The sequence below is a fragment of the Stenotrophomonas sp. KH_036_B genome (assembly GCF_057839485.1).
This window is the reverse complement of record NZ_CM174491.1, coordinates 2,433,922-2,451,585: the sequence shown is the minus strand read 5'-3', so window position 1 is coordinate 2,451,585 and position 17,664 is coordinate 2,433,922. Positions and strand designations below refer to the sequence as shown.

14 protein-coding genes are annotated in these 17,664 nt (G+C 67.7%); 9 read left to right on the top strand and 5 right to left on the bottom strand.

The window, feature by feature from the left end; genetic code table 11:
• Positions 1-11: 11 nt before the first annotated feature.
• From AC3ITN_RS10975 to AC3ITN_RS10950, 6 genes are all read left to right on the top strand, one after another.
• Entirely contained in the window at positions 12-935 is a 924-nt protein-coding gene (locus AC3ITN_RS10975) for a formylglycine-generating enzyme family protein (protein WP_489390514.1), read from the top strand.
• Between the two features lie 39 nt (positions 936-974).
• The gene (locus tag AC3ITN_RS10970; protein WP_489390513.1) at positions 975-1,958 is read left to right on the top strand and encodes a SphA family protein; all 984 of its coding nucleotides are present in this window, start codon (positions 975-977) and stop codon (positions 1,956-1,958) included.
• Between the two features lie 39 nt (positions 1,959-1,997).
• Complete coding sequence (locus AC3ITN_RS10965; protein WP_489390512.1) at positions 1,998-2,822, top strand: DUF2092 domain-containing protein; 825 nt, start codon at positions 1,998-2,000, stop codon at positions 2,820-2,822.
• A 1-nt stretch (position 2,823) separates the two neighbouring features.
• Positions 2,824-3,387: a hypothetical protein gene (locus AC3ITN_RS10960; RefSeq protein ID WP_489390511.1), complete on the top strand. Its 564-nt coding sequence runs from the start codon at positions 2,824-2,826 to the stop codon at positions 3,385-3,387.
• 90 nt (positions 3,388-3,477) lie between these two features.
• Positions 3,478-4,596, top strand: a complete 1,119-nt coding sequence (locus AC3ITN_RS10955; RefSeq protein ID WP_489390510.1) for a sensor histidine kinase — start codon at positions 3,478-3,480, stop codon at positions 4,594-4,596.
• Positions 4,597-4,600: 4 nt separating this feature from the next.
• Positions 4,601-5,218 carry a response regulator transcription factor gene (locus AC3ITN_RS10950; RefSeq protein WP_489390509.1) on the top strand — a complete coding sequence of 206 codons (618 nt, stop codon included), beginning with the start codon at positions 4,601-4,603 and terminating at the stop codon, positions 5,216-5,218.
• A gap of 11 nt (positions 5,219-5,229) precedes the next feature.
• Here AC3ITN_RS10950 and AC3ITN_RS10945 read toward each other — a convergent pair whose 3' ends face one another.
• Genes AC3ITN_RS10945 through AC3ITN_RS10930 form a run of 4 tightly spaced genes read right to left on the bottom strand, consistent with a single transcriptional unit; the run spans position 5,230 to position 12,776 of the window.
• Positions 5,230-6,918 (bottom strand): aspartate-alanine antiporter-like transporter, encoded by a 1,689-nt coding sequence (locus AC3ITN_RS10945; RefSeq protein ID WP_489390508.1) that lies wholly within the window; start codon positions 6,916-6,918, stop codon positions 5,230-5,232.
• A gap of 23 nt (positions 6,919-6,941) precedes the next feature.
• Positions 6,942-8,285 (bottom strand): OprD family outer membrane porin, encoded by a 1,344-nt coding sequence (locus AC3ITN_RS10940; protein ID WP_489390507.1) that lies wholly within the window; start codon positions 8,283-8,285, stop codon positions 6,942-6,944.
• Positions 8,286-8,294: 9 nt separating this feature from the next.
• Positions 8,295-9,995 carry an aspartate:alanine exchanger family transporter gene (locus tag AC3ITN_RS10935; RefSeq protein WP_489390506.1) on the bottom strand — a complete coding sequence of 567 codons (1,701 nt, stop codon included), beginning with the start codon at positions 9,993-9,995 and terminating at the stop codon, positions 8,295-8,297.
• A 30-nt stretch (positions 9,996-10,025) separates the two neighbouring features.
• Positions 10,026-12,776, bottom strand: coding sequence for an Orn/Lys/Arg family decarboxylase (locus AC3ITN_RS10930; protein WP_489390505.1), 2,751 nt, complete (start codon positions 12,774-12,776; stop codon positions 10,026-10,028).
• A 208-nt stretch (positions 12,777-12,984) separates the two neighbouring features.
• Between AC3ITN_RS10930 and AC3ITN_RS10925 the strand changes: the two genes are divergently transcribed.
• Genes AC3ITN_RS10925 through AC3ITN_RS10915 form a run of 3 tightly spaced genes read left to right on the top strand, consistent with a single transcriptional unit; the run spans position 12,985 to position 16,033 of the window.
• Positions 12,985-13,782, top strand: coding sequence for an OmpA family protein (locus AC3ITN_RS10925; RefSeq protein WP_313341048.1), 798 nt, complete (start codon positions 12,985-12,987; stop codon positions 13,780-13,782).
• Positions 13,783-13,824: 42 nt separating this feature from the next.
• Positions 13,825-15,120, top strand: coding sequence for a DUF3300 domain-containing protein (locus AC3ITN_RS10920; protein ID WP_489390504.1), 1,296 nt, complete (start codon positions 13,825-13,827; stop codon positions 15,118-15,120).
• 13 nt (positions 15,121-15,133) lie between these two features.
• Positions 15,134-16,033, top strand: coding sequence for a DUF2950 domain-containing protein (locus AC3ITN_RS10915; RefSeq protein ID WP_489390503.1), 900 nt, complete (start codon positions 15,134-15,136; stop codon positions 16,031-16,033).
• Here the strand turns inward: AC3ITN_RS10915 and AC3ITN_RS10910 are convergent.
• Positions 16,020-17,657 (bottom strand): mechanosensitive ion channel family protein, encoded by a 1,638-nt coding sequence (locus AC3ITN_RS10910; RefSeq protein ID WP_489390502.1) that lies wholly within the window; start codon positions 17,655-17,657, stop codon positions 16,020-16,022. The two genes, AC3ITN_RS10915 and AC3ITN_RS10910, sit on opposite strands and share 14 nt — an antisense overlap.
• Between the last annotated feature and the right edge of the window lie 7 nt (positions 17,658-17,664).

Sequence of the window (17,664 nt, the reverse complement as noted above, 5' to 3'; positions counted from 1 at the left end):
GAGAGGACTGCATGAGTGCCGTTGCAGACACGATGATCGAGATCCAGGGAGGCCTTTTCATGATGGGCTCCAACGACCACTATCCGGAAGAGCGCCCGGCGCACAAGGTGCGTGTGGCGCCGTTCCGGATCGATCGGTATCCGGTGACCAACCGCGAATTCTCGCGCTTCATCCGTGCCACCGGCTACCTGACCGCCGCCGAGCGGCCGGCCGACCCGCGCGACTATCCGGGCGCGGACCCGTCGTTGCTGGTGCCGTCGTCGGTGGTGTTCGTGCAGCCGTCGCATCCGGTGGACATGTCCAATACGCACAACTGGTGGCACTACATCGCCGGCGCCGACTGGCGCCATCCGCGCGGCCCGCATACCGGGCTGGACGGTCTGGATGATCACCCGGTGGTGCACCTCAACTACGCCGATGCGCAGGCCTACGCTGCGTGGATCGGCAAGGACCTTCCGACCGAGGCGGAATGGGAGTTCGCCGCGCGCGGCGGCAATGACAGTGGCGAGTTCGCCTGGGGCGAGACGTTGACGGTGCGCGGCCGGCACCAGGCCAATACCTGGCAGGGCGAGTTCCCCTGGCTCAACCTGGACGAGGACGGCCACCGCTGGACGTCGCCGGTAGGCAGCTTCGCGCCCAACGGCTATGGCCTGTACGACATGATCGGCAATGTCTGGGAATGGACCAGCGACTGGTACCAGCAGCACGACCAGATACAGGGCAAGCCATGCTGCGCGATCGACAACCCGCGCGGCGGCGAACGCCAGCGCAGCCATGATCCACGCGACCGCAGCGCCGTTCCGCGGCGGGTGATGAAGGGCGGTTCGCACCTGTGCGCGCCGAACTACTGCCGGCGCTACCGCCCGGCGGCACGCATGGCCCAGCCCATCGACACCTCCACCTGCCACCTCGGCTTCCGGTGCGTGGAGCGGTGATACGGACCTGATATGACAACCCAGCGCGAGGTGATTGCCATGCATCGAACGACTGTCTCCTACTATCGCCGTCGCACGCTAGCCTGTTCGGTGCTGCTGGGCGCACTGGCGCTGGTTGCGGCGCTGCCGGCGCACGCGGTGGAGGGTGGGTTGGGGCGCTCGATCACCGGGATGCAGATCACCTCGTACGTCGGCGTCATTCCCCCCGAGCCGGGCATGCAGTGGTCGCTCAGCTACGTGCACTACGACGGCAGGATCGGCGGCAGCCGACCGGCGCCGATTGCCGGGCAGGTATCGCTGGGCCTGGATGCGGATGTCAGCCTGACCGCGGCGACCGGGGTCTACGTCTGGCCGACCAAGGCCGGCAAGTGGAACTTCGGCTCGATGCTGACGGTGCCGTACATCACCGCCGATGTCACCGCCAACCTGCAGGGGCCGCTGGGCAACCAGCTGCGGGTGCAGGACAGTGCGTCCAACCTGTTCGACGTGTACTTCGCACCCGTGATCGCCGGCTACCACATCGATCCGGTCCAGCACGTCTCGTTCGGGCTGTACGTGTACGCGCCCACGGCCAAATACACCCCGGGTAAGCTGGCCAATCCGGGATTGAACGTCTGGACCGTGTCGCCGGCGGTCGGTTACACCCACCTGTTCCAGAAGGGCACGCTGGAGTTCAGCGTGCTGGGCGGCATGGACTGGTACAGCCGCAACGACGATACCGACTACAAGAACGGCCTGGTCCTGCGCACCGACGCCCTGCTCGTGAAGCGCACGGCCAGCGGCTGGGGCTTCGGTGCCGCGGGCGGCTGGCTGCAGCAGGTGCAGGACGATGACAGTGACCTGGCCGACCGGCTCAATGGCTTCAAGGGACGCTCCTTCGGCCTGGGTCCGGTGCTGACCTACGGCAAAAAGTGGTCCGGCGGCGAACACGTGGACGTGTCGTTCCGCTACCTCAGCGAGTTCAGCGTGCGTAACCGCTTCGAGGGTGATCCCTGGAGCCTGTCGATCAGCGCCGGTTTCTGACCTGCCGTATTCCCGCCGTTTCCGCCTGGAGAAATGCTCATGGCAACCCCTGCAACGTCGCTTGGATGCGCCGCCTCGCTACTGATCGCAGCGCTTGGCGTCGGCTCCGTCGCATCGGCGGCCACGCCGAGGCCCGCCGCGGCGTCGGCGGCCAGTACTGCCGCCGCTGTCCGCGACCCACAGGCACTGGCGGCGCTTGATCGGATGGGGGCGGCCTTGCGCGCGCTCAAGCAGTTCCAGCTCACCTCCGAGGCCAGCACCGAGCTGGTGCTCGAGGATGGCCAGAAGGTCGAACTGGACGGGGTGGTGATCTACAAGGTCAAGACGCCCAACCAGCTGTTCCTGGAGCTGAGCAGCGACCGCCAGCTGCGGCAATTGATCTATGACGGCAAGACGCTCACCGTCTACTCGCCCCGGACGAAAAATTACGCGCAGGTGGATGGCCTCAGTTCGACACTGGGCGAACTGGTCGAAACAGCCGCCACCCGCTATGGCATCGAGATGCCGCTGGCAGACATGTTCCTGTGGGGTACCGACAAGGCGCCCCAGGATGCCATTCGCAGCGCACTGCATATCGGCGGGGGAAAGATCGATGGCGACGCCGTCGAGCAGTACGCCTTCCAGCAGGATGACGTGGACTGGCAGATCTGGATCTCCACGGCCAGCGGGCTTCCACGCAAGCTGGTCATCAACTCGCTGGACGATCCCGCCCAGCCCCAGTACCGCGCCCGCCTGCGCTGGGACACGCGCACGCCGGTGGCGGCCACGGCGTTCCAGTTCGATCCGCCGGCCGATGCGGCGCGGATCAAACTGGTGCCGGCCGAGGTGGCGGTGGTGGTTCCCGATGCTGGCCAGGAGAAGTGACATGCGCAGCGTGCCGAACGTTCGAAACGTAGTGCTGGCCTGCGCCGGCTGCCTGTTGCTGGTGGTGTCCATCGGCATCGAGACGGCAGGAGCCCAACGCGGCCATCGCGGCGGTGGCGGGGGCGCCGGTGCGGCCCGCGCCAGCGCGCACAGCAGCGTCAACCGGCCGGCGCAACGGCCCCATGGCGGCGGAGAGATGCAGCATCGCCCGGCGCAGCATCCGCAGGGCGGCGGCAACATCAACCGCAACGTCAACCACGATGGAAATCGCACCGTCGATCGCAACGTGAACCGGAACGTGAACCGCGATGTCAATGTCGACGTGGACTACCACGACGACCATTGGAACCGCTACGACGACCATCCCTTCGCCACTGCTGCGGCGGTCACCGCCGGGGTGGCGATCACCTCGGCGGTGATCGGGTCGATCGTCTACTCGGTGCCGCCCAGCTGCGTCACCACCGTGGTCAATGGCATGGCCTACCAGCAATGTGGCAGCACCTGGTACGAGCCGCGCTACAGCGGCACCACGGTGCAGTACGTGGTGATCAATCCGCCGCGTTGACGGCACAACGGAGGGCGCGTTGGCGGCGGCCTTGGCGGGGCCATCAGGCTCGACTGGTTTCGAGGGGGGTGCGACTGGGAGAGGAGTTGCATGGCCGCATTTATTCAGGACGACGGTGCTGACAGCCGCGCAGTACAACTTCTGTGCGCGGTCTTCGAGGCCGTGCCGATGGCGCTGCTGCTGGTCGATCCGGAAGGGACGATCCGCCATGCCAACCACCGCGCCGCGTCGCTGTTCGATTACGAGCGGCACGACATGGCGGGGCTGGCGTGTACGCAGCTGTTGCCGGACGCGAGCAGCGAGGTCCGCACGGGCCGCGCGTCGGTGCCGGTGTCGTCGCCGCGGCGTTCAGCGGGAAACGACCTCATGGCCCGACGCCGCAGCGGCGACCAGTTTCCGGCCGAACTGCTGGTGCACACCTTGGCGCTGGAGGGCAGGCCCCACTTCGTGCTGGCGGTGAACGACCTGGCGGAGATGCGCAACGCGGAACGCGAGGTCGCCGCGGAGCGCGAAAGCATGGCGCATATGTCGCGGGTCACCCTGGTGGGCGAAATCTCCGGCTCGCTGGCCCATGAGCTCAACCAGCCACTGGCCGCCATCCTCAGCAATGCGCAGGCGGCGCTGCGGCTGCTGCGCCGCGACCCGGGCGAGATCACGGACATCCGCGAGATACTCGAGGACATCGTCGAGAATGATCGCCGTGCAGGGGAAGTGATCAGCCGCCTGCGCAGCCTGTTGCGCCGGGAGTTCCGCAGCTTTGGACCGCTGGTCGTCGATGAGCTGGTGCACGATTCCATCCGCATCATCCGCAATGACCTGATCAATCGCGGCGTGGAGTACCGCCTGGACCTCGGGGTGCCGATCAGCCGGGTGCAGGGCGACCCTGTGCAGCTGCAGCAGGTGCTGCTCAATCTGGTCCTCAACGCCTGCGATGCCATGGAGGGGCAGCCCAGGCGGGTGCTCACGCTGCGCACCGAGGCAGCGGACGCCGGTTGGATCCGGGTGGAGGTGTGCGATACCGGTCCCGGCATCCACGCGGAGCGGCTGGAGTCCATCTTCCTGCCGTTCCAGTCCACCAAGCTCGATGGCATGGGCATGGGGCTGGCGATCTGCCGCACCCTGTTGCGTGCGCATGGAGGGCGCATCCACGCCGGAAACCTGGCAGGCGGTGGAGCGGTGTTCTGCGTAGAACTTCCCATTCTGGAGTAAGGCCATGAACGCACTGGTACATGTCGTCGACGATGATCCCGATGTGCTGACTGCCTTGGGACGCTGCTTGAAGGCCGATGGGCTGGACGTCTCGCTGAGCGCCTCCCCCGAGCAGTTCCTCACCCGCTACGACCCCACGCTGGCGGGGTGCGTGGTGCTCGACCTGAACATGCCGGGCATGGATGGGTTGGCCGTGCAGCGCCTGCTGGCTGCCTTCGGTGAGCCGCCGTCACTGATCTTCGTGAGCGCCACCGCGGATGTGCCCAGCTGCGCCACCGCGATGCGCGCCGGTGCGCTCGACTTTCTGACCAAGCCGGTCGATGCCGCCGTTCTGCTGGCCGCGGTGCGGCACGGCATCGACGTGGATGCGGATGCCCGCGTGCGTCGCAGTGGCGAGCACCTCGCCGCGCAGTGCTACAGCGCGCTGACCCCGCGCGAGCGGCAGGTGCTGCCACACATCATCGGCGGTCGGTTGAACAAGCAGATCGCCGCCGACCTGGGCATTTCGCTGAAGACCGCCAAGGTGCACCGCAGCCGGATCATGCAGAAGTTCGGGGTGCGCTCGGTGGCCGCGCTGGTGCGGCAGGCGGAACGCGCGCATGTAGCGTGTGCCACCTTCTAGGCACGGACGCCTCACGCCATCGCCATGACCATGACCGTTCCCCACGTCGTCAGCAGCAGATGGGCGATGGCCACCGATCCGGAATAGCCGATGACCGGAATCGAACTGCCGGTCTTCTCCTGCAGCGCCGCCAGCGCGGCGGTGAAGGTCTGCGCACCGGAGATCGCACCGAGCAGCAGTACCGGCGGGATCTTCAGTACCTTGCGGCCAAACCACAACCCGCTCAGCAGCGGCGCCATGGTGACGACCAGGCCGCCCAGGAACAGGCCCAGCCCATGCTGCTGCACGGCCTCCACGAAGTGCGGGCCGGCGCCCAGTCCCACCATGGCCACGAAGGCAGCCAGGCCGTAGGACTGCATCAGCTTGACCGCGCTGTCCGGCACCCGGGCGAACAGGGGCCGGCGCGCGCGCAGGTGTCCGGTGACGATTCCGCCGAGCAGTGCACCGACGCTGGAACCGATGCTGACCGAGACATTGCCGATGGGGACCACCGCCATGATGCCGAACACCGCGCCGAGGAAGATCGCCAGGCCGACAGCGACGAAATCGGTGGCATCGGTACTGTGGACGATCTGCCCCAGTTCGGCGGCCGCGCGCTCCACGGCCGGCTCCGGACCCACCAACAGCAGCACGTCCCCGCGTTCCACGGTGGTCTGGGTGCCGATCGGCATCTTCTGGCCGTTGCGCAGGATCCAGCGCAGGAATACCGCGCGCACCGCGTCGCCCGTGGCGATGTCCTGCAGGGTGCGCCCGGCCCACGTGGCCTTGTTGACCAGCACCTGGTGCGACGCCAGCGGCACATCCAGCAGCTCCGGGTCATCGACTTCGTCGGCGCGGTCGCCCAGCAGCTCCACCAATGCATGCCGGTGACCGCCAACGGCCACCAGGTCGCCGGCACGCAGGCGCGTGTCCGGCGTGGGTTCGAGCAGCAGGCCGTCGCGGCGGATGCGGTAGACGAACAGGCGCGCATCAGAGAGGTGGCGCTCGGCGTCGGCCACGCTGCGGCCGGCAATCGGCATGCTGGCGACGATCCGGTACGCACGCGTCTCGAACGGCTGCCAGGCCGAACTGATCCCCATGCGGGTCCGCTCGATGCCATGCTGCCGCTCCAGCGCCAGCGATTCCTCCACCAGCTGGCTGCGCAGCAGACGCGGTCCGATGACGTTGCAGGTGAAGATCACGCCCAGCGCGCCACCGACGTAGCACAGCGCATCGGCCACGCCGACATGGGCCATGTAGCGGGCCTTGAGCGTGTCGTCGATCGGCAGCCGCTGGATCGCTTCGGTGGCGGTGCCTATGGCCGGGGACTCGGTCAGCGCGCCGGACATCATGCCGGCGGCCAGCCCCGGGTCGAGCTTCAGGGCGCGCGCCACGACCAGTGCCACCAGCAGGCCGACCACCGGCATGAACACGCCCAGGACCGCATAGCGCCAGCCATCGCCCTTCATCGCAGGGGCAAAGCGCGGGCCCACTTCGTAGCCGATGCCGAACAGGAACAGCAGGAACACCAGCGACTTGGCGGTGGCCGCGACCGGTACCTCGAACGCCCAGCCCAGCAGCATGCCGGCGAGCAGCGAACCGGTCACCCCGCCCAACTGGAAGCCGCGCAGCGTGATGCCGCCCACCCAGTAGCCCAACGCCAGCGCCAGGTACACCGCCAGCTCAGGGTAGTGGGTCAGGGTCGAAGCAAGCCAGGCCATGCGAAGCTCCTTGCCGACCCGGGTCAGAGGCTGGGCGGGTCGTAGTAGATCAACAGCCGGAGGTCGTCCAGGTCGGTGGACTGCGGGTCCTTCTGTGTCACATGCGCATAGCGCACGCGCAGGGTCAGGCCTTTGAGCGCACCCTCGGCGACGGCCCACTGGGCATTGAGGTTGTACTCGTCCTTGGCGTACTCGGTAAGCGCGTCAGGATCAGAACCGTCCACATACAGTGCGTACAGGCTTAGTCCTTTCACCGATTCGAACGCGTACGCGGCGCGCAGCAACCAGGCGCCTTCCCCGTTGCGGTTGAAATCCTCGACCTGCACGCTGGTGTAGCCGGGGTAGCCGCTCCATGGATTCTGCATGTTGGTGCCGCCGCTGGCGCGGGTGTAACCAGTGGTGAACAACGCGCCCTTGTAGCCCAGTTCCGCCTTGCCGCCCCACTGGCGGGCGGAGAATTCCTCGCCACGCAGCAGGTTGTCGCCGGCGCTGTCCTGGTCGGAGTACTGCAGGGCGAGCGTTAGTTTGCTGCTGTCGCCGAGCGGGAAGGCGTATTTTCCCTCGGTGTAGAAAATGCTGATGATGTCGTTGCTGTGGTAGTAGATGGCACCGGCGCTCGCGTTGCCCTGCTTGTAGTTGGCGCCCAGCGTATACACGCCGCGCTTGACCCAGTCGGGTGCACCGGCGTCCTTGGCCATCGACACGAAGTCGTCGGCATTGCGTTCCTTGATCTTGTCGAAGTAGCCGCCGCCGACGCGCCACTCCGGTGCACCGTTTTCGCCCCCGTACAGGCCCTGCACGGTCAGCGCCTGGAAGGTATTGGGGGTCATTCGGGCGTCGTTGCGGTTGACGTAAGGCGTATCGATGCCGAACCGCCCAAGCTTGAGGTGGGTGTCGTCGTTGAGAAGGACATCGCCGTAGACTTCACCCAGTACCGTATAGCCCTCCTGCCCGGGTTTGAGCAGCAGGGTGCCGTCCTTGTCGTCCGGCCCGTACAGGCGCTGCGAGGTGTAGCCCGTGGCGCCCAGGGCGACGCGTTCCCGGAAGTAGCCGGTCTTGAAGCCGGCCGAACCGCCCAGCGCCCAGGCCGTGCTCTCGCTGTTGTCGTACTTGTCGCGGTCCAGATAGAACGTGCGTGCCTGCACGTCGAAGGTGGTGTCTTCCCAGGCCTTGCGTCGGGTCTCGCGGATCCATGCGGCGCGATCGCGCGGGCCGAACGCTTCGTCGAGCGGGGTCTGGCCCTGCTCGACGGAGCTTTCGGGCGGGTTGTCGGTGGTCTCCGCCGCCGGCGATGCGTTCGCCTGCGCCATGGCCATGCCAGGCAGCAGCATCGCCGCAGCGGTCAACAGATACTGGATCGGCTTCATGTCCGCCTCCTACTGCGAGAACACCATCGCGAAGTACCCGAACACCGTGTACAACACGCCGGACACGGCGTAGCCGACCGGGAAGCCGACCCACGGCACGGTGCTGTCGATCTCCTTGGCGGCCTCGCGCGCCGGTCCGGAGTGCGAACGTGACCCGGCCACGCCGCCCATCAACACCGCAGGATTGATCTTGAAGAAGTGGTAGCCGACCGCCCAGGTGACGAACGGCGGAATGGTACTGGCCACGAAGCCGGCGACGAGGATCTTCACTGCGATCGCGCCGCTCAGCTGGTCCAGCAGCGTGGCCCCGGCGTTGATGCCGACGATGGCGATGAAGGTCACCAGGCCCAGGTCCTCCAGGATGTTGCGCGCCGCATTGGGTGTGCTGCCGAAGAAGCGCAGCCGCGACACCAGCGAGGACACCAGGATGCCCGACAGCAACAGGCCACCGGCGTTGCCCAGGCCGACCGAAAAGTCGCCGATCGGCACGTTGATCTTGCCGATCAGCAGGCCCAGCACCATGCCCAGCGAAAGCGTCAACAGGTCGGTGGAGCTGCTCGGCCGGGCGATCTTGCCCAGCAGTCCAGCCGCTTTGTCCACGGCACTCTTCAGGCCGGTCACGTACAGCACGTCCAGGCGCTTCAGTTCGGTGTCGGCGCCGAACGGCAGCGGTTCACCCGAGCGCTCCATGCGGCTGACCTGCAGCTGCCCGGCGAAATCCTCGCTGGCCAGGGTCTTCAGTGGCTTGCCGGTGAAGTCCTTCTCGGTGACCAGGATCTCGGCCTGGTCCAGCGGCACGTTCAGTGCCTTGGGATCATCCACTTCAGTGCCGATCAGACCGATATTGGCGGTCAGGTCTTCCAGCCGGCCACCCAGGGCGATGACATCCCCGCGCTGCAGCACCAGCTCGGGCGCTGCGCCGAGGATATCGTCACCGCGGCGCACGTTGGCGATGCGGTACTGCGGATACGTGCGCCGGAAGTCAGCGATGCTCTGGCCGGCGGTGCTGGTGTTGTCCAGCCGGTAGGCGCGCAGGCCGCCGCCCCGGTAGCCGGACAGCGTGGCATCGTCGACATTGCGCACGCCGTGGGCCTGTTCGTACTCGCGGGCGGCCTTGCGGGCGTCCACGCCCCACCAGCGCGGCAGGTACTTGCAGATGAGGATGATGCCTACCGTGCCCCAGATATAGGTCACGCCGTAGCCCAGCGCGATCATGCCCGAGACCTGTTCGGCGGTGGTGCCCGGCGGCAGTTTGTACGCACCCTGTTCAACGGCCATCTCGGCCGTGCCGATCGCCGCGGACATCGTCTGCGAGCCGGCCAGCACGCCACCGGCAGCACCGGCGGGCAGGCCGAGCAGGTCGGACATCAGCACCACCAGGCCCAGGCCGAGCACGGAGCAGATGACGGCGAGAATGGTGAAGGTGATGCCGTCCTTCTTCAGGCTGTTGAAGAACGCCGGGCCCACGCGCAGCCCCACGCCGTACATGAACAGGTAATAGAAGAGCGACTTGGCAAAGTTGTCCAACTGCAGCTTGACGCCGTAAGTGGACGCCCATGTGGCCAAGGCGGCACCCACCACCACCGCCGCGGCGACCATGCCCAGGCCGTAGCCTTTGACCGAGAACTTGCCCACCAGCACCGCCATGCCGACGGTGAAGAAGAGCAGGACGTACGGGTTATCAGCGAGAAACTGGAAGAAGGCCTGCATGACGGATATCTCCTGTCCTGGAACGGCGGTTCACTGCAGCGAACGGGCGCGGACGCCGTCCAGTGCATCCGGTGTGATCAGCTTGATGCCCTGTGCGGCGTGGTACCCGTGGATCTCCTTGACGTCGAGCTTGCGCATGAACGCGATGGTGTCGGCGGTGATCACCTGGCCGGGCACCATGATCGGGAAGCCGGGCGGGTAGGGGATGACGAAGTTGGCCGAGACCATCTCGGGGCCGTCCTTCAGGCGCTGGTCCACCTCGTCGCTGTCCAGCCTGACGAACGCGCAGTTGGCCTCTTCGTAGGCCATGAAGAACGCCGGGCGCATGTGGCCCTCATTGCTGGCACCGTCCGGCGCTTCGCGGAACGCGTCGTGGAAGCGGCTGAAGTTGGGCAGGTCCGGCACGTCGGTCATGAGCGAACGCACGCGGTCGGCGAATGCCTGCTGCCCGCCTGGGCCTTCCTGCGAGAGCCGGGTGTCGATCTCCCGCGCAAGATCGGCCAGCGCCTTGATCAGCAGGGCCGCATCGCTGTGGGTGTTGTTGATGTTGGTCTGGACCAGGATGCTGTTGCGCGAGGTCTTGTTGATCTGGATGTCGAAGCGCTCGGCCAGGATGCCTTTGAACTGGGTGCCGTCGAACCCGGCCGCACCGCAGACCACCGTGAGACGGGTCGGGTCGAGCGCGAACTCATCGTCGTCCCACGCTCGGCTGGTCTCGGCCCAGGTGGCGTTGGGCAGCCCGTAGTCGCGCAGGCCGGACCCGCGGAATTCCGCGGGAATCATGTCTTCCGGCGTGGCGACGTGGAAATACCGCGAGATCAGCGGATGGGTGTTGATGCTGTGGCGCAGGCGCAGCGCCAGGTCGGTCATCTTCAGGGTCAGGCCGTAGCCCTCCAGCTCCATCTGCCGGCGTGCCAGGTCAAGCGAGGCAATCAGCTGCAGGTTGGGCGAGGTGGAGGTGTGGGCGAAGAAGGCTTCCTCGAAGGGACCTTCGACCTGGTGGAAGTCCTCGTCCCAGACCAGCATCATCGAGCCTTGGCGGAACGCCGACATCGACTTGTGGGTGGAGTTGGTCTGGTAAACGCGGATGCGCACCTTGTCCGGGTCCGGCAGCAGCCGTTCGTCCAGTTGCGCCGGGTCGCCGGGGTCGACGTCGCCGCGTGCGTCCTTCCATGCCGCGTACTCCTCGCGGTAGGCGGGGCTGCGGTAGCGCTCGGTCAGGGCCGCTGCGGCGCCCATCGCGGTGCGGCGGCGGTGCAGCGGATTGAAGCGCGCGAAGCCGAACCACGCCTCGTCCCAGAGGAAGATCAGGTCCGGCTTGATCGCCAGGCATTCCTCCATGACCCGGCGCGGGTTGTACATGTGGCCGTCGAAGGTGCAGTTGGTCATGTCGATGACCTTGACCCGGTCGAGCGTGCCACCGGCCTGGCAGTCCAGCAGCGCCTGCTTGATGGTGCGCAGCGGTACCGCGCCATACATCGAGTACTGGGTCAGCGGGAACGCCTCCACGTAGTACGGCTGCGCGCCACTGAGCACGAAGCCGTAGTGGTGCGACTTGTGGCAGTTGCGGTCGACGATGACGATGTCACCCGGCTTGCACACCGCCTGCACCACGATCTTGTTCGAGGTGGAGGTGCCATTGGTGCCGAAGTACGCCCGCTTGGCACCGAAGGCGCGGGCGGCCGCGGTCTGCGCGCGTTTGATGGTGCCGGTGGGCTCCAGCAGGCTGTCCAGGCCGCCTGTGGTGGCCGACGACTCGGCGAACAGGATGTTGGTGCCGTAGAAGTGGCCCATGTCGCGGATCCAGTTGGAGCCGAAAATGGACTTGCCGCGCGCGATCGGCAGGGCGTGGAAGGTGCCGATCGGCCGCAGCGCGTACTTCTTCAGATTATCGAAATACGGGGTTTCGTAACGATCATTGATGCCGTCCAGGATCGCCAGGTGCACTTCCATCGGCTCTTCGACGTGGTGGAACACCCGCCGCAGTGGCGCGGCTTCGATGCTGCCGGCGAGGCGCTCCGGCGAACGATCGGTCAGCAGGTACAGGTCCAGTTCGGGGCGATAGCGCTTGATCGTGCGCGCCAGTGCCGTGGACAGCGCACCCGCCGCGGTCGGCATGGCGTCCAGGTGCAGGTGGGTGGACATGAAGTCTTTCAGGTCGGGCACGTCCAGCAGTGCGTTGTAGCCGAAGCCGTCGACGATCACCACCGCCTGAAGATCCGGGTTGACCATCACCGCCAGCGCGGCGTCCTCGAAGCTGCCCGCATGGGTGACGGAATAGTGGAACAGGTCGTCCTCCCGGCGCATGCGCCGCATCTCGTCACGTGCGCGCTGCCACTGCGCCGGGTCGTTCGGGGTGACGATCAGCACCTCGAAGTAGGGCTTGTCATGCGCGCCGATGAGCTCGGGCGGCAGCGCATCGAGCAGGGTGCGGTCGCCATCGTCGTTGGCATCCCATGCCTGTTCGTCGCGGCGGTAATCCCCGGAGAGAATCGCCGCGGAGAGCTTGCGCGCCAGCCGCGCGAACTGGGCAGCGTCGTTGCTGGCCAACGCTGCGGTCAGCGCGGCGAGCAGGCGCTCGCCGGGGTAGGCCCAGCAGGGTTCCAGCCGGCGGATGCGTGCCAGCCCGCTTTCGCAGGTGCTGCGCAGTCCCGCCGCATCGCGGCCACCTGCGGCCCAGGCGCGGGCGTCCGCATTGAGCTGTCGCCACTGGTCGGCGCGCAGCGACGCGGCAAGAAAGACGCTGGACAGTTCCGCCGGGGCGGCAGTTTCGACACTCATGGCAAGGCTCCGCGATCTGGATGCAGCAGGCGACGGGCAGGCCCGACAGGCGGGCGCGATGACAGTTACGCGGCGCAGACTAGTCCCGTCGGCGTGGCGCTGGAATTGGGCCTTGGGCCCATGTAGTTACGTAGCCCCAAGGGCCAATTGCGGGCGGTGTGGGGCACCGCTAGCGTGGAACAACGATCAACCCACCGGAGCATCTGCAATGGCCACGCGCAACCCGAGCCGGGCACCTGCCCGCACCCTGTTGTTCATTGGCGCATTCATCGCGCTGACTGCGGTGGCAGCGGACGAGACGAAGACCCGGTTCAAGGGCGTCATCACCGCCGTCCAGGGCGACACCATCACCGTGGTCGACCAGTCGCGCACGGCGCATACCGTGGATGTGTCTTCCGATACCGTCTACAAGAAAACCAAGGGCCTGACCAATGTGATCCACGAGAAGACCGACCGCAGCGTGCTGGCGGCTGGCTTGCCGGTCACGGTGGAAGGGGCTGCCTCGGGCGACCATGTGGACGCCCGCGAGATCAGTTTCCGCTCCGAAGACCTGCGGACCACCCGGCAGATCCAGGCCGGCATGGCGACGACCAACGCCGAAGTGGGCGCGATGAACAAGCGGATGGACGAGTTTGGTACCTATGAGCAGCTGGATGCGGCGGAGGTCACCTTCGACTCCGGCAGTGCCACGCTGTCCGGCAAGGCCAGGTCCGACCTGGACGCCTTCGCGGCCAAGGCCAAGCAGACCCACAACTATGCGGTGGTGCTGCAGGGCTTCACCGATGCCACCGGCAATGCCGCCGCCAACCAGCGGCTCAGCACCCAGCGCGCGAATGCCGTGGCCAACTACCTGCAGCAGCACGCCGGGCTGGCCCCGGGTCGCGTGCGCGCCGGGGATGGCATGGGCGTGGCGCCGGATGCGGGCAGCGGCAGCAACAGCGGCGCGCGCAAGGTGGTGGCCAAGCTGGTGGTCGACAAGGGCGTGCAGGCTGGCGCCAAACCCTGATTCTGACGGCGGGCAGTGCTCGCCCGTTGCAGCGGAGGTTGCATGCATACGCACATGATCCAGGCGTTGGCGGCCGCGGTGCTGCTGGCGTTGGCCAGCGCCGGCGCTGCCGCGCCTCCCCCCGGCGGCGCCGGCGCACCGGCCACGACTGCGGCGAACGGCACGTTCTCGCGCGAACAGCTCGACCAGATGCTGGCGCCGGTGGCGCTGTATCCGGACGCGCTGCTGGCGCAGGTGTTGATGGCGTCGAGCTACCCCGGCGATGTGGCCGACGCGGTCGCGTGGTCGAAGGCGCATCCCGACGCCAAGGGCGAGGAAGCGGTACGCCAGGTCGCCAACCAGGCGTGGGACCCCAGCGTGCAGTCGCTCGCTGCGTTTCCCCAGCTGCTGGCCGTCCTTGGGCAGGACCCGGCCTGGGTGCAGAAGATGGGCGACGCGTTCCTGGCCCAGCCGGATGCGGTGATGGAATCGGTGCAGCGATTGCGCAAGCAGGCAGAGGCTGCAGGCCACCTGGCGTCCAACGAGCAGCAGACGGTGGCCCATCAACCTGCAGCACCGCAGACCATCGTGATCGAGTCGGCCAACCCGCAGGTGGTGTACGTGCCCAGCTACGACCCCGGCGTGGTGTATGGCAGCTGGCCGTACCCCAGCTATCCGCCGTACTACTACCCGCCGCCGGCCTACTACTACCCGGGCGGGGCGCTGCTCAGTTTCGGTATCGGCGTTGCGGTGGGTGGCGCGCTGTGGGGCGACCTCGATTGGGGCCACGGCGATATCGACATCGACGTGAACCGCTACAACGAGTTCAACAGCAACCGCCAGATCAACCGCGGCGATGGCAAGTGGAAGCACAATGCGGCCAACCGCGACGGCGTGCCCTATCGTGACAACGCCACCCGCGAGCGCTTTGACGGCCAGCGCGGGGGCGGGGCGCAGCGCGAGGCGTATCGGGGCCGCGATGATGCCCGCGCGGCCGAGCGCGACCGTGCGCGGCAGTCGCTGGAGAGCCGCGGCTTCGACGCGCCGGCCACCAGCAACCGTGAAGCGCGCGATCGCGCCGGCGCCTCGCAGCGCGAGATGGGCCAGCGTCAGGCCGGCCAGGGCCGCCCGCCGGGCAGCCTGGAGCGCTCACCGGGTCAGCAGGGCCGACCACCGGGCAGCCAGCACAACAACGCCTTCAGCGGTGCGCGCAATCCGGCCGAATCCCGTGCCGACGCCAACCGCGGGCATCGCAGCATGCAGAGTTCGCAACGTCCCGCTGCGTCCCGTCCGCAGGGGCGGCCGATGAATCGGCCCGCCGCTGCGCCCCGTGGCGGTGGCGGTGGCCGGCGCCGTTGATCGGAGAATCCCCATGAGCGTTCGTGTTTCCCTGTTGACCCTGGCCTGCACGCTGCTGCTGGCCACGCCGGTCGGCGCCCAGCAGGCCTATCCCACCGCGAGCGCCGCGGCCGACGCCCTGGTGAGTGCGCTGGAAGCGCGCGACCAGCATCCGGAGCAGCTGGCCACCGTGCTGGGGGCCGACTGGGAGGACTACGTGCCGCGCGGCAGTATCGAGCGCAAGGACGTGGATGCCTTCATCACCCAGTACCACAGGCAACATGCCATCAAGGCCAGCGACGCGGGTCAATCGCTGCTGGCGGTGGGCAGTGAAGGATGGACGCTGCCGGTGCCGCTGACCCGCCAGGGCGGCGGCTGGGCCTTCGACCTGAAGGCGGGCGAGCCCGAACTGCGTGCACGCCGGATCGGGCGCAACGAACGCGAGGCGGTGCAGGCGGTGTTGGCCTATGCCGATGCGCAGCGTGAGTATGCGCGACGCGATCGCAACAGCGATACGCTGCCCGAATATGCGCAGCGGCTGCGCAGCAGCGACGGCAAGCAGGACGGGCTCTACTGGCCGGCCGATGCCGGCGGCGAGAGCCCGCTGGGACCGCTGTTCGGGGGCGAGACGCCGGAGGGGGAGTGGCATGGCTATCACTACAAGATCCTGCTCGGGCAGGGCCCGTCGGCGCCGCGCGGTGCCTACCCGTATACCGTGGCCGGCAGCCTGACCCGTGGATTCGCCCTGGTCGCCTGGCCGGCACACTACGGCGACAGTGGCGTCATGAGCTACACGATCAGCCACGCCGGCACCGTGTATGAGAAGGACCTCGGTCCGGACACGGAACAGGTGGCGCGTGACATGACGCTGTTCGACCCGGACAGCAGCTGGACCCCGCTGGACGATCGCGCCGAACCCGCTACGGCGCGTTGATCGTGGGTGGCCGACCGTCCCAGTGTTCCTTCGGCACGATCTTGGCCGACGCTGGATCCGCTTCGTAGTTGGGCGACATGATCTGCACGCCGGCGGCATTGAACGCATCCTGGATATGCGCGAGCAGCGCGCTGCGCACCTGCCATCGATGCGCGACGTCGATGACCCGGGCGCGCAGCGTGTAGGTGACCGCGAAGTCGCCCAGTTCGGACTGCACCACGTGCGGCGGTGGTTCGGCCACCACGCTGTCGGTATCGGCGGCGGCCTGCTTCAACAGCCGGTGTACCTGCCGCCACGGCGCGTCGTAGCCGATGGTGAGCGAGGTTTCCACCCACAGTCCTGGACCCTCGGGGTCGCGCGAGTAGTTGCGCAGCTCGCCGGACAGCACCACGTTGTTGGGGAAGCTGATCTCCACGCCCAGCGGGGTGCGCAGACGCGTGGTGAACAGCCCGATCTGCTGCACCACGCCCTCCGTGTCGCCGATCCGCACCACATCGCCCACGGTCATGGTGCGCGAGTAGAGCAGGGTGAAGCCGCTGGCCGCCTGGCCGATGATGCTCGATGCACCCAGCGACACCATCAGGCCGACGAAGACGCTCAGGCCCTTGAACGCGTCGGTCTCCGCGCCGGGCAGGTAGGGATAGGCCATGGCCAGTGCAAACAGCCAGATCACCACGGTGATGATCTTGCGGGTGGGCTCGGCCAGGGGCTGGTCGATGCCCACGAACTGGAACCGGCCGCTGGCCACGCCTTCGAACACGATGCGCACCGCCTGTACCACCACGCGTGCCGCCAGGAAGATCAGGGCCGCGCTGACCAGGTCGGGCAGGGCCTGCAGGGTGGCGCGCCCGAACCCGGCAAGGCGTTCGCCGATCCAGCCCGCCATGGCGTCCGCCCACGGCTGGGTATAGGGAAAGCGGCCGAGCACGAATCGCAGCCATTCCTCCATGAGCACCAGCACCACCAGCCAGCCGATCAGGCGCCCCAGGCTGCGCGCGCTGGTGACCAGGCCGAACAGCAGCTGCCGCGCGGAGGGGCTGCGCAGTTTGTGCACGCGTCGCTGCACCCAGGCATCGACGCGGCGGCGCATGCGCCGCGCGCACCCGCGCAGCGCCCACAGCACCGCGATCGCAACGCAGGTGGCTAGCAGCGTCCATGCCGCGCCGGCCAGCAACCGCTGCGGCAGACGGGCCTGTTCGGCGGCGGCGAGCGCGGCCTGCATGCGCTGCACGGCACGGTCGCGCTGCTGGGCCGGCGTTTCATTGCGCAGCACGTCGCGGTCGGCCGGCGTCAGGACGGTGACCAGCTGGCCGTCGGCCAGGATCACACTGCCCTGTGGCACGTTCTGGGTCGAGACGGTGGCGTGCCCCGGCTGGTCGACGATGCGGGCCAGGTTGCCTTCGGCGGCGCGCGCACGCATCGCCGGCGTGTTGCCATACAGCGACGCGCGGAACGTCACCAGGTCGCGGTTGAACCAGCGGGCCGTGGCCGACGGAGCCGCAGCGGTGGGCGCGGACGCGGGTGGCGCTGCGGGTGTGGCAGCGGCCACGCCCGGCCACGCCCATGCCGCCAGGACCAGCAGGCTGGCAGACAGCGACAACCGGCGGGGAAGCAGCGTGCTCATGGACGGT

What these genes read in the sequence shown, in the direction of transcription:
- AC3ITN_RS10975 (WP_489390514.1), top strand. Translation starts at nt 12, where the DNA reads ATGAGTGCCGTTGCAGACACGATGATCGAGATCCAGGGAGGCCTTTTC.
- AC3ITN_RS10970 (WP_489390513.1), top strand. Translation starts at nt 975, where the DNA reads ATGCATCGAACGACTGTCTCCTACTATCGCCGTCGCACGCTAGCCTGT.
- AC3ITN_RS10965 (WP_489390512.1), top strand. Translation starts at nt 1,998, where the DNA reads ATGGCAACCCCTGCAACGTCGCTTGGATGCGCCGCCTCGCTACTGATC.
- AC3ITN_RS10960 (WP_489390511.1), top strand. Translation starts at nt 2,824, where the DNA reads ATGCGCAGCGTGCCGAACGTTCGAAACGTAGTGCTGGCCTGCGCCGGC.
- AC3ITN_RS10955 (WP_489390510.1), top strand. Translation starts at nt 3,478, where the DNA reads ATGGCCGCATTTATTCAGGACGACGGTGCTGACAGCCGCGCAGTACAA.
- AC3ITN_RS10950 (WP_489390509.1), top strand. Translation starts at nt 4,601, where the DNA reads ATGAACGCACTGGTACATGTCGTCGACGATGATCCCGATGTGCTGACT.
- AC3ITN_RS10945 (WP_489390508.1), bottom strand. Translation starts at nt 6,918, where the DNA reads ATGGCCTGGCTTGCTTCGACCCTGACCCACTACCCTGAGCTGGCGGTG.
- AC3ITN_RS10940 (WP_489390507.1), bottom strand. Translation starts at nt 8,285, where the DNA reads ATGAAGCCGATCCAGTATCTGTTGACCGCTGCGGCGATGCTGCTGCCT.
- AC3ITN_RS10935 (WP_489390506.1), bottom strand. Translation starts at nt 9,995, where the DNA reads ATGCAGGCCTTCTTCCAGTTTCTCGCTGATAACCCGTACGTCCTGCTC.
- AC3ITN_RS10930 (WP_489390505.1), bottom strand. Translation starts at nt 12,776, where the DNA reads ATGAGTGTCGAAACTGCCGCCCCGGCGGAACTGTCCAGCGTCTTTCTT.
- AC3ITN_RS10925 (WP_313341048.1), top strand. Translation starts at nt 12,985, where the DNA reads ATGGCCACGCGCAACCCGAGCCGGGCACCTGCCCGCACCCTGTTGTTC.
- AC3ITN_RS10920 (WP_489390504.1), top strand. Translation starts at nt 13,825, where the DNA reads ATGCATACGCACATGATCCAGGCGTTGGCGGCCGCGGTGCTGCTGGCG.
- AC3ITN_RS10915 (WP_489390503.1), top strand. Translation starts at nt 15,134, where the DNA reads ATGAGCGTTCGTGTTTCCCTGTTGACCCTGGCCTGCACGCTGCTGCTG.
- AC3ITN_RS10910 (WP_489390502.1), bottom strand. Translation starts at nt 17,657, where the DNA reads ATGAGCACGCTGCTTCCCCGCCGGTTGTCGCTGTCTGCCAGCCTGCTG.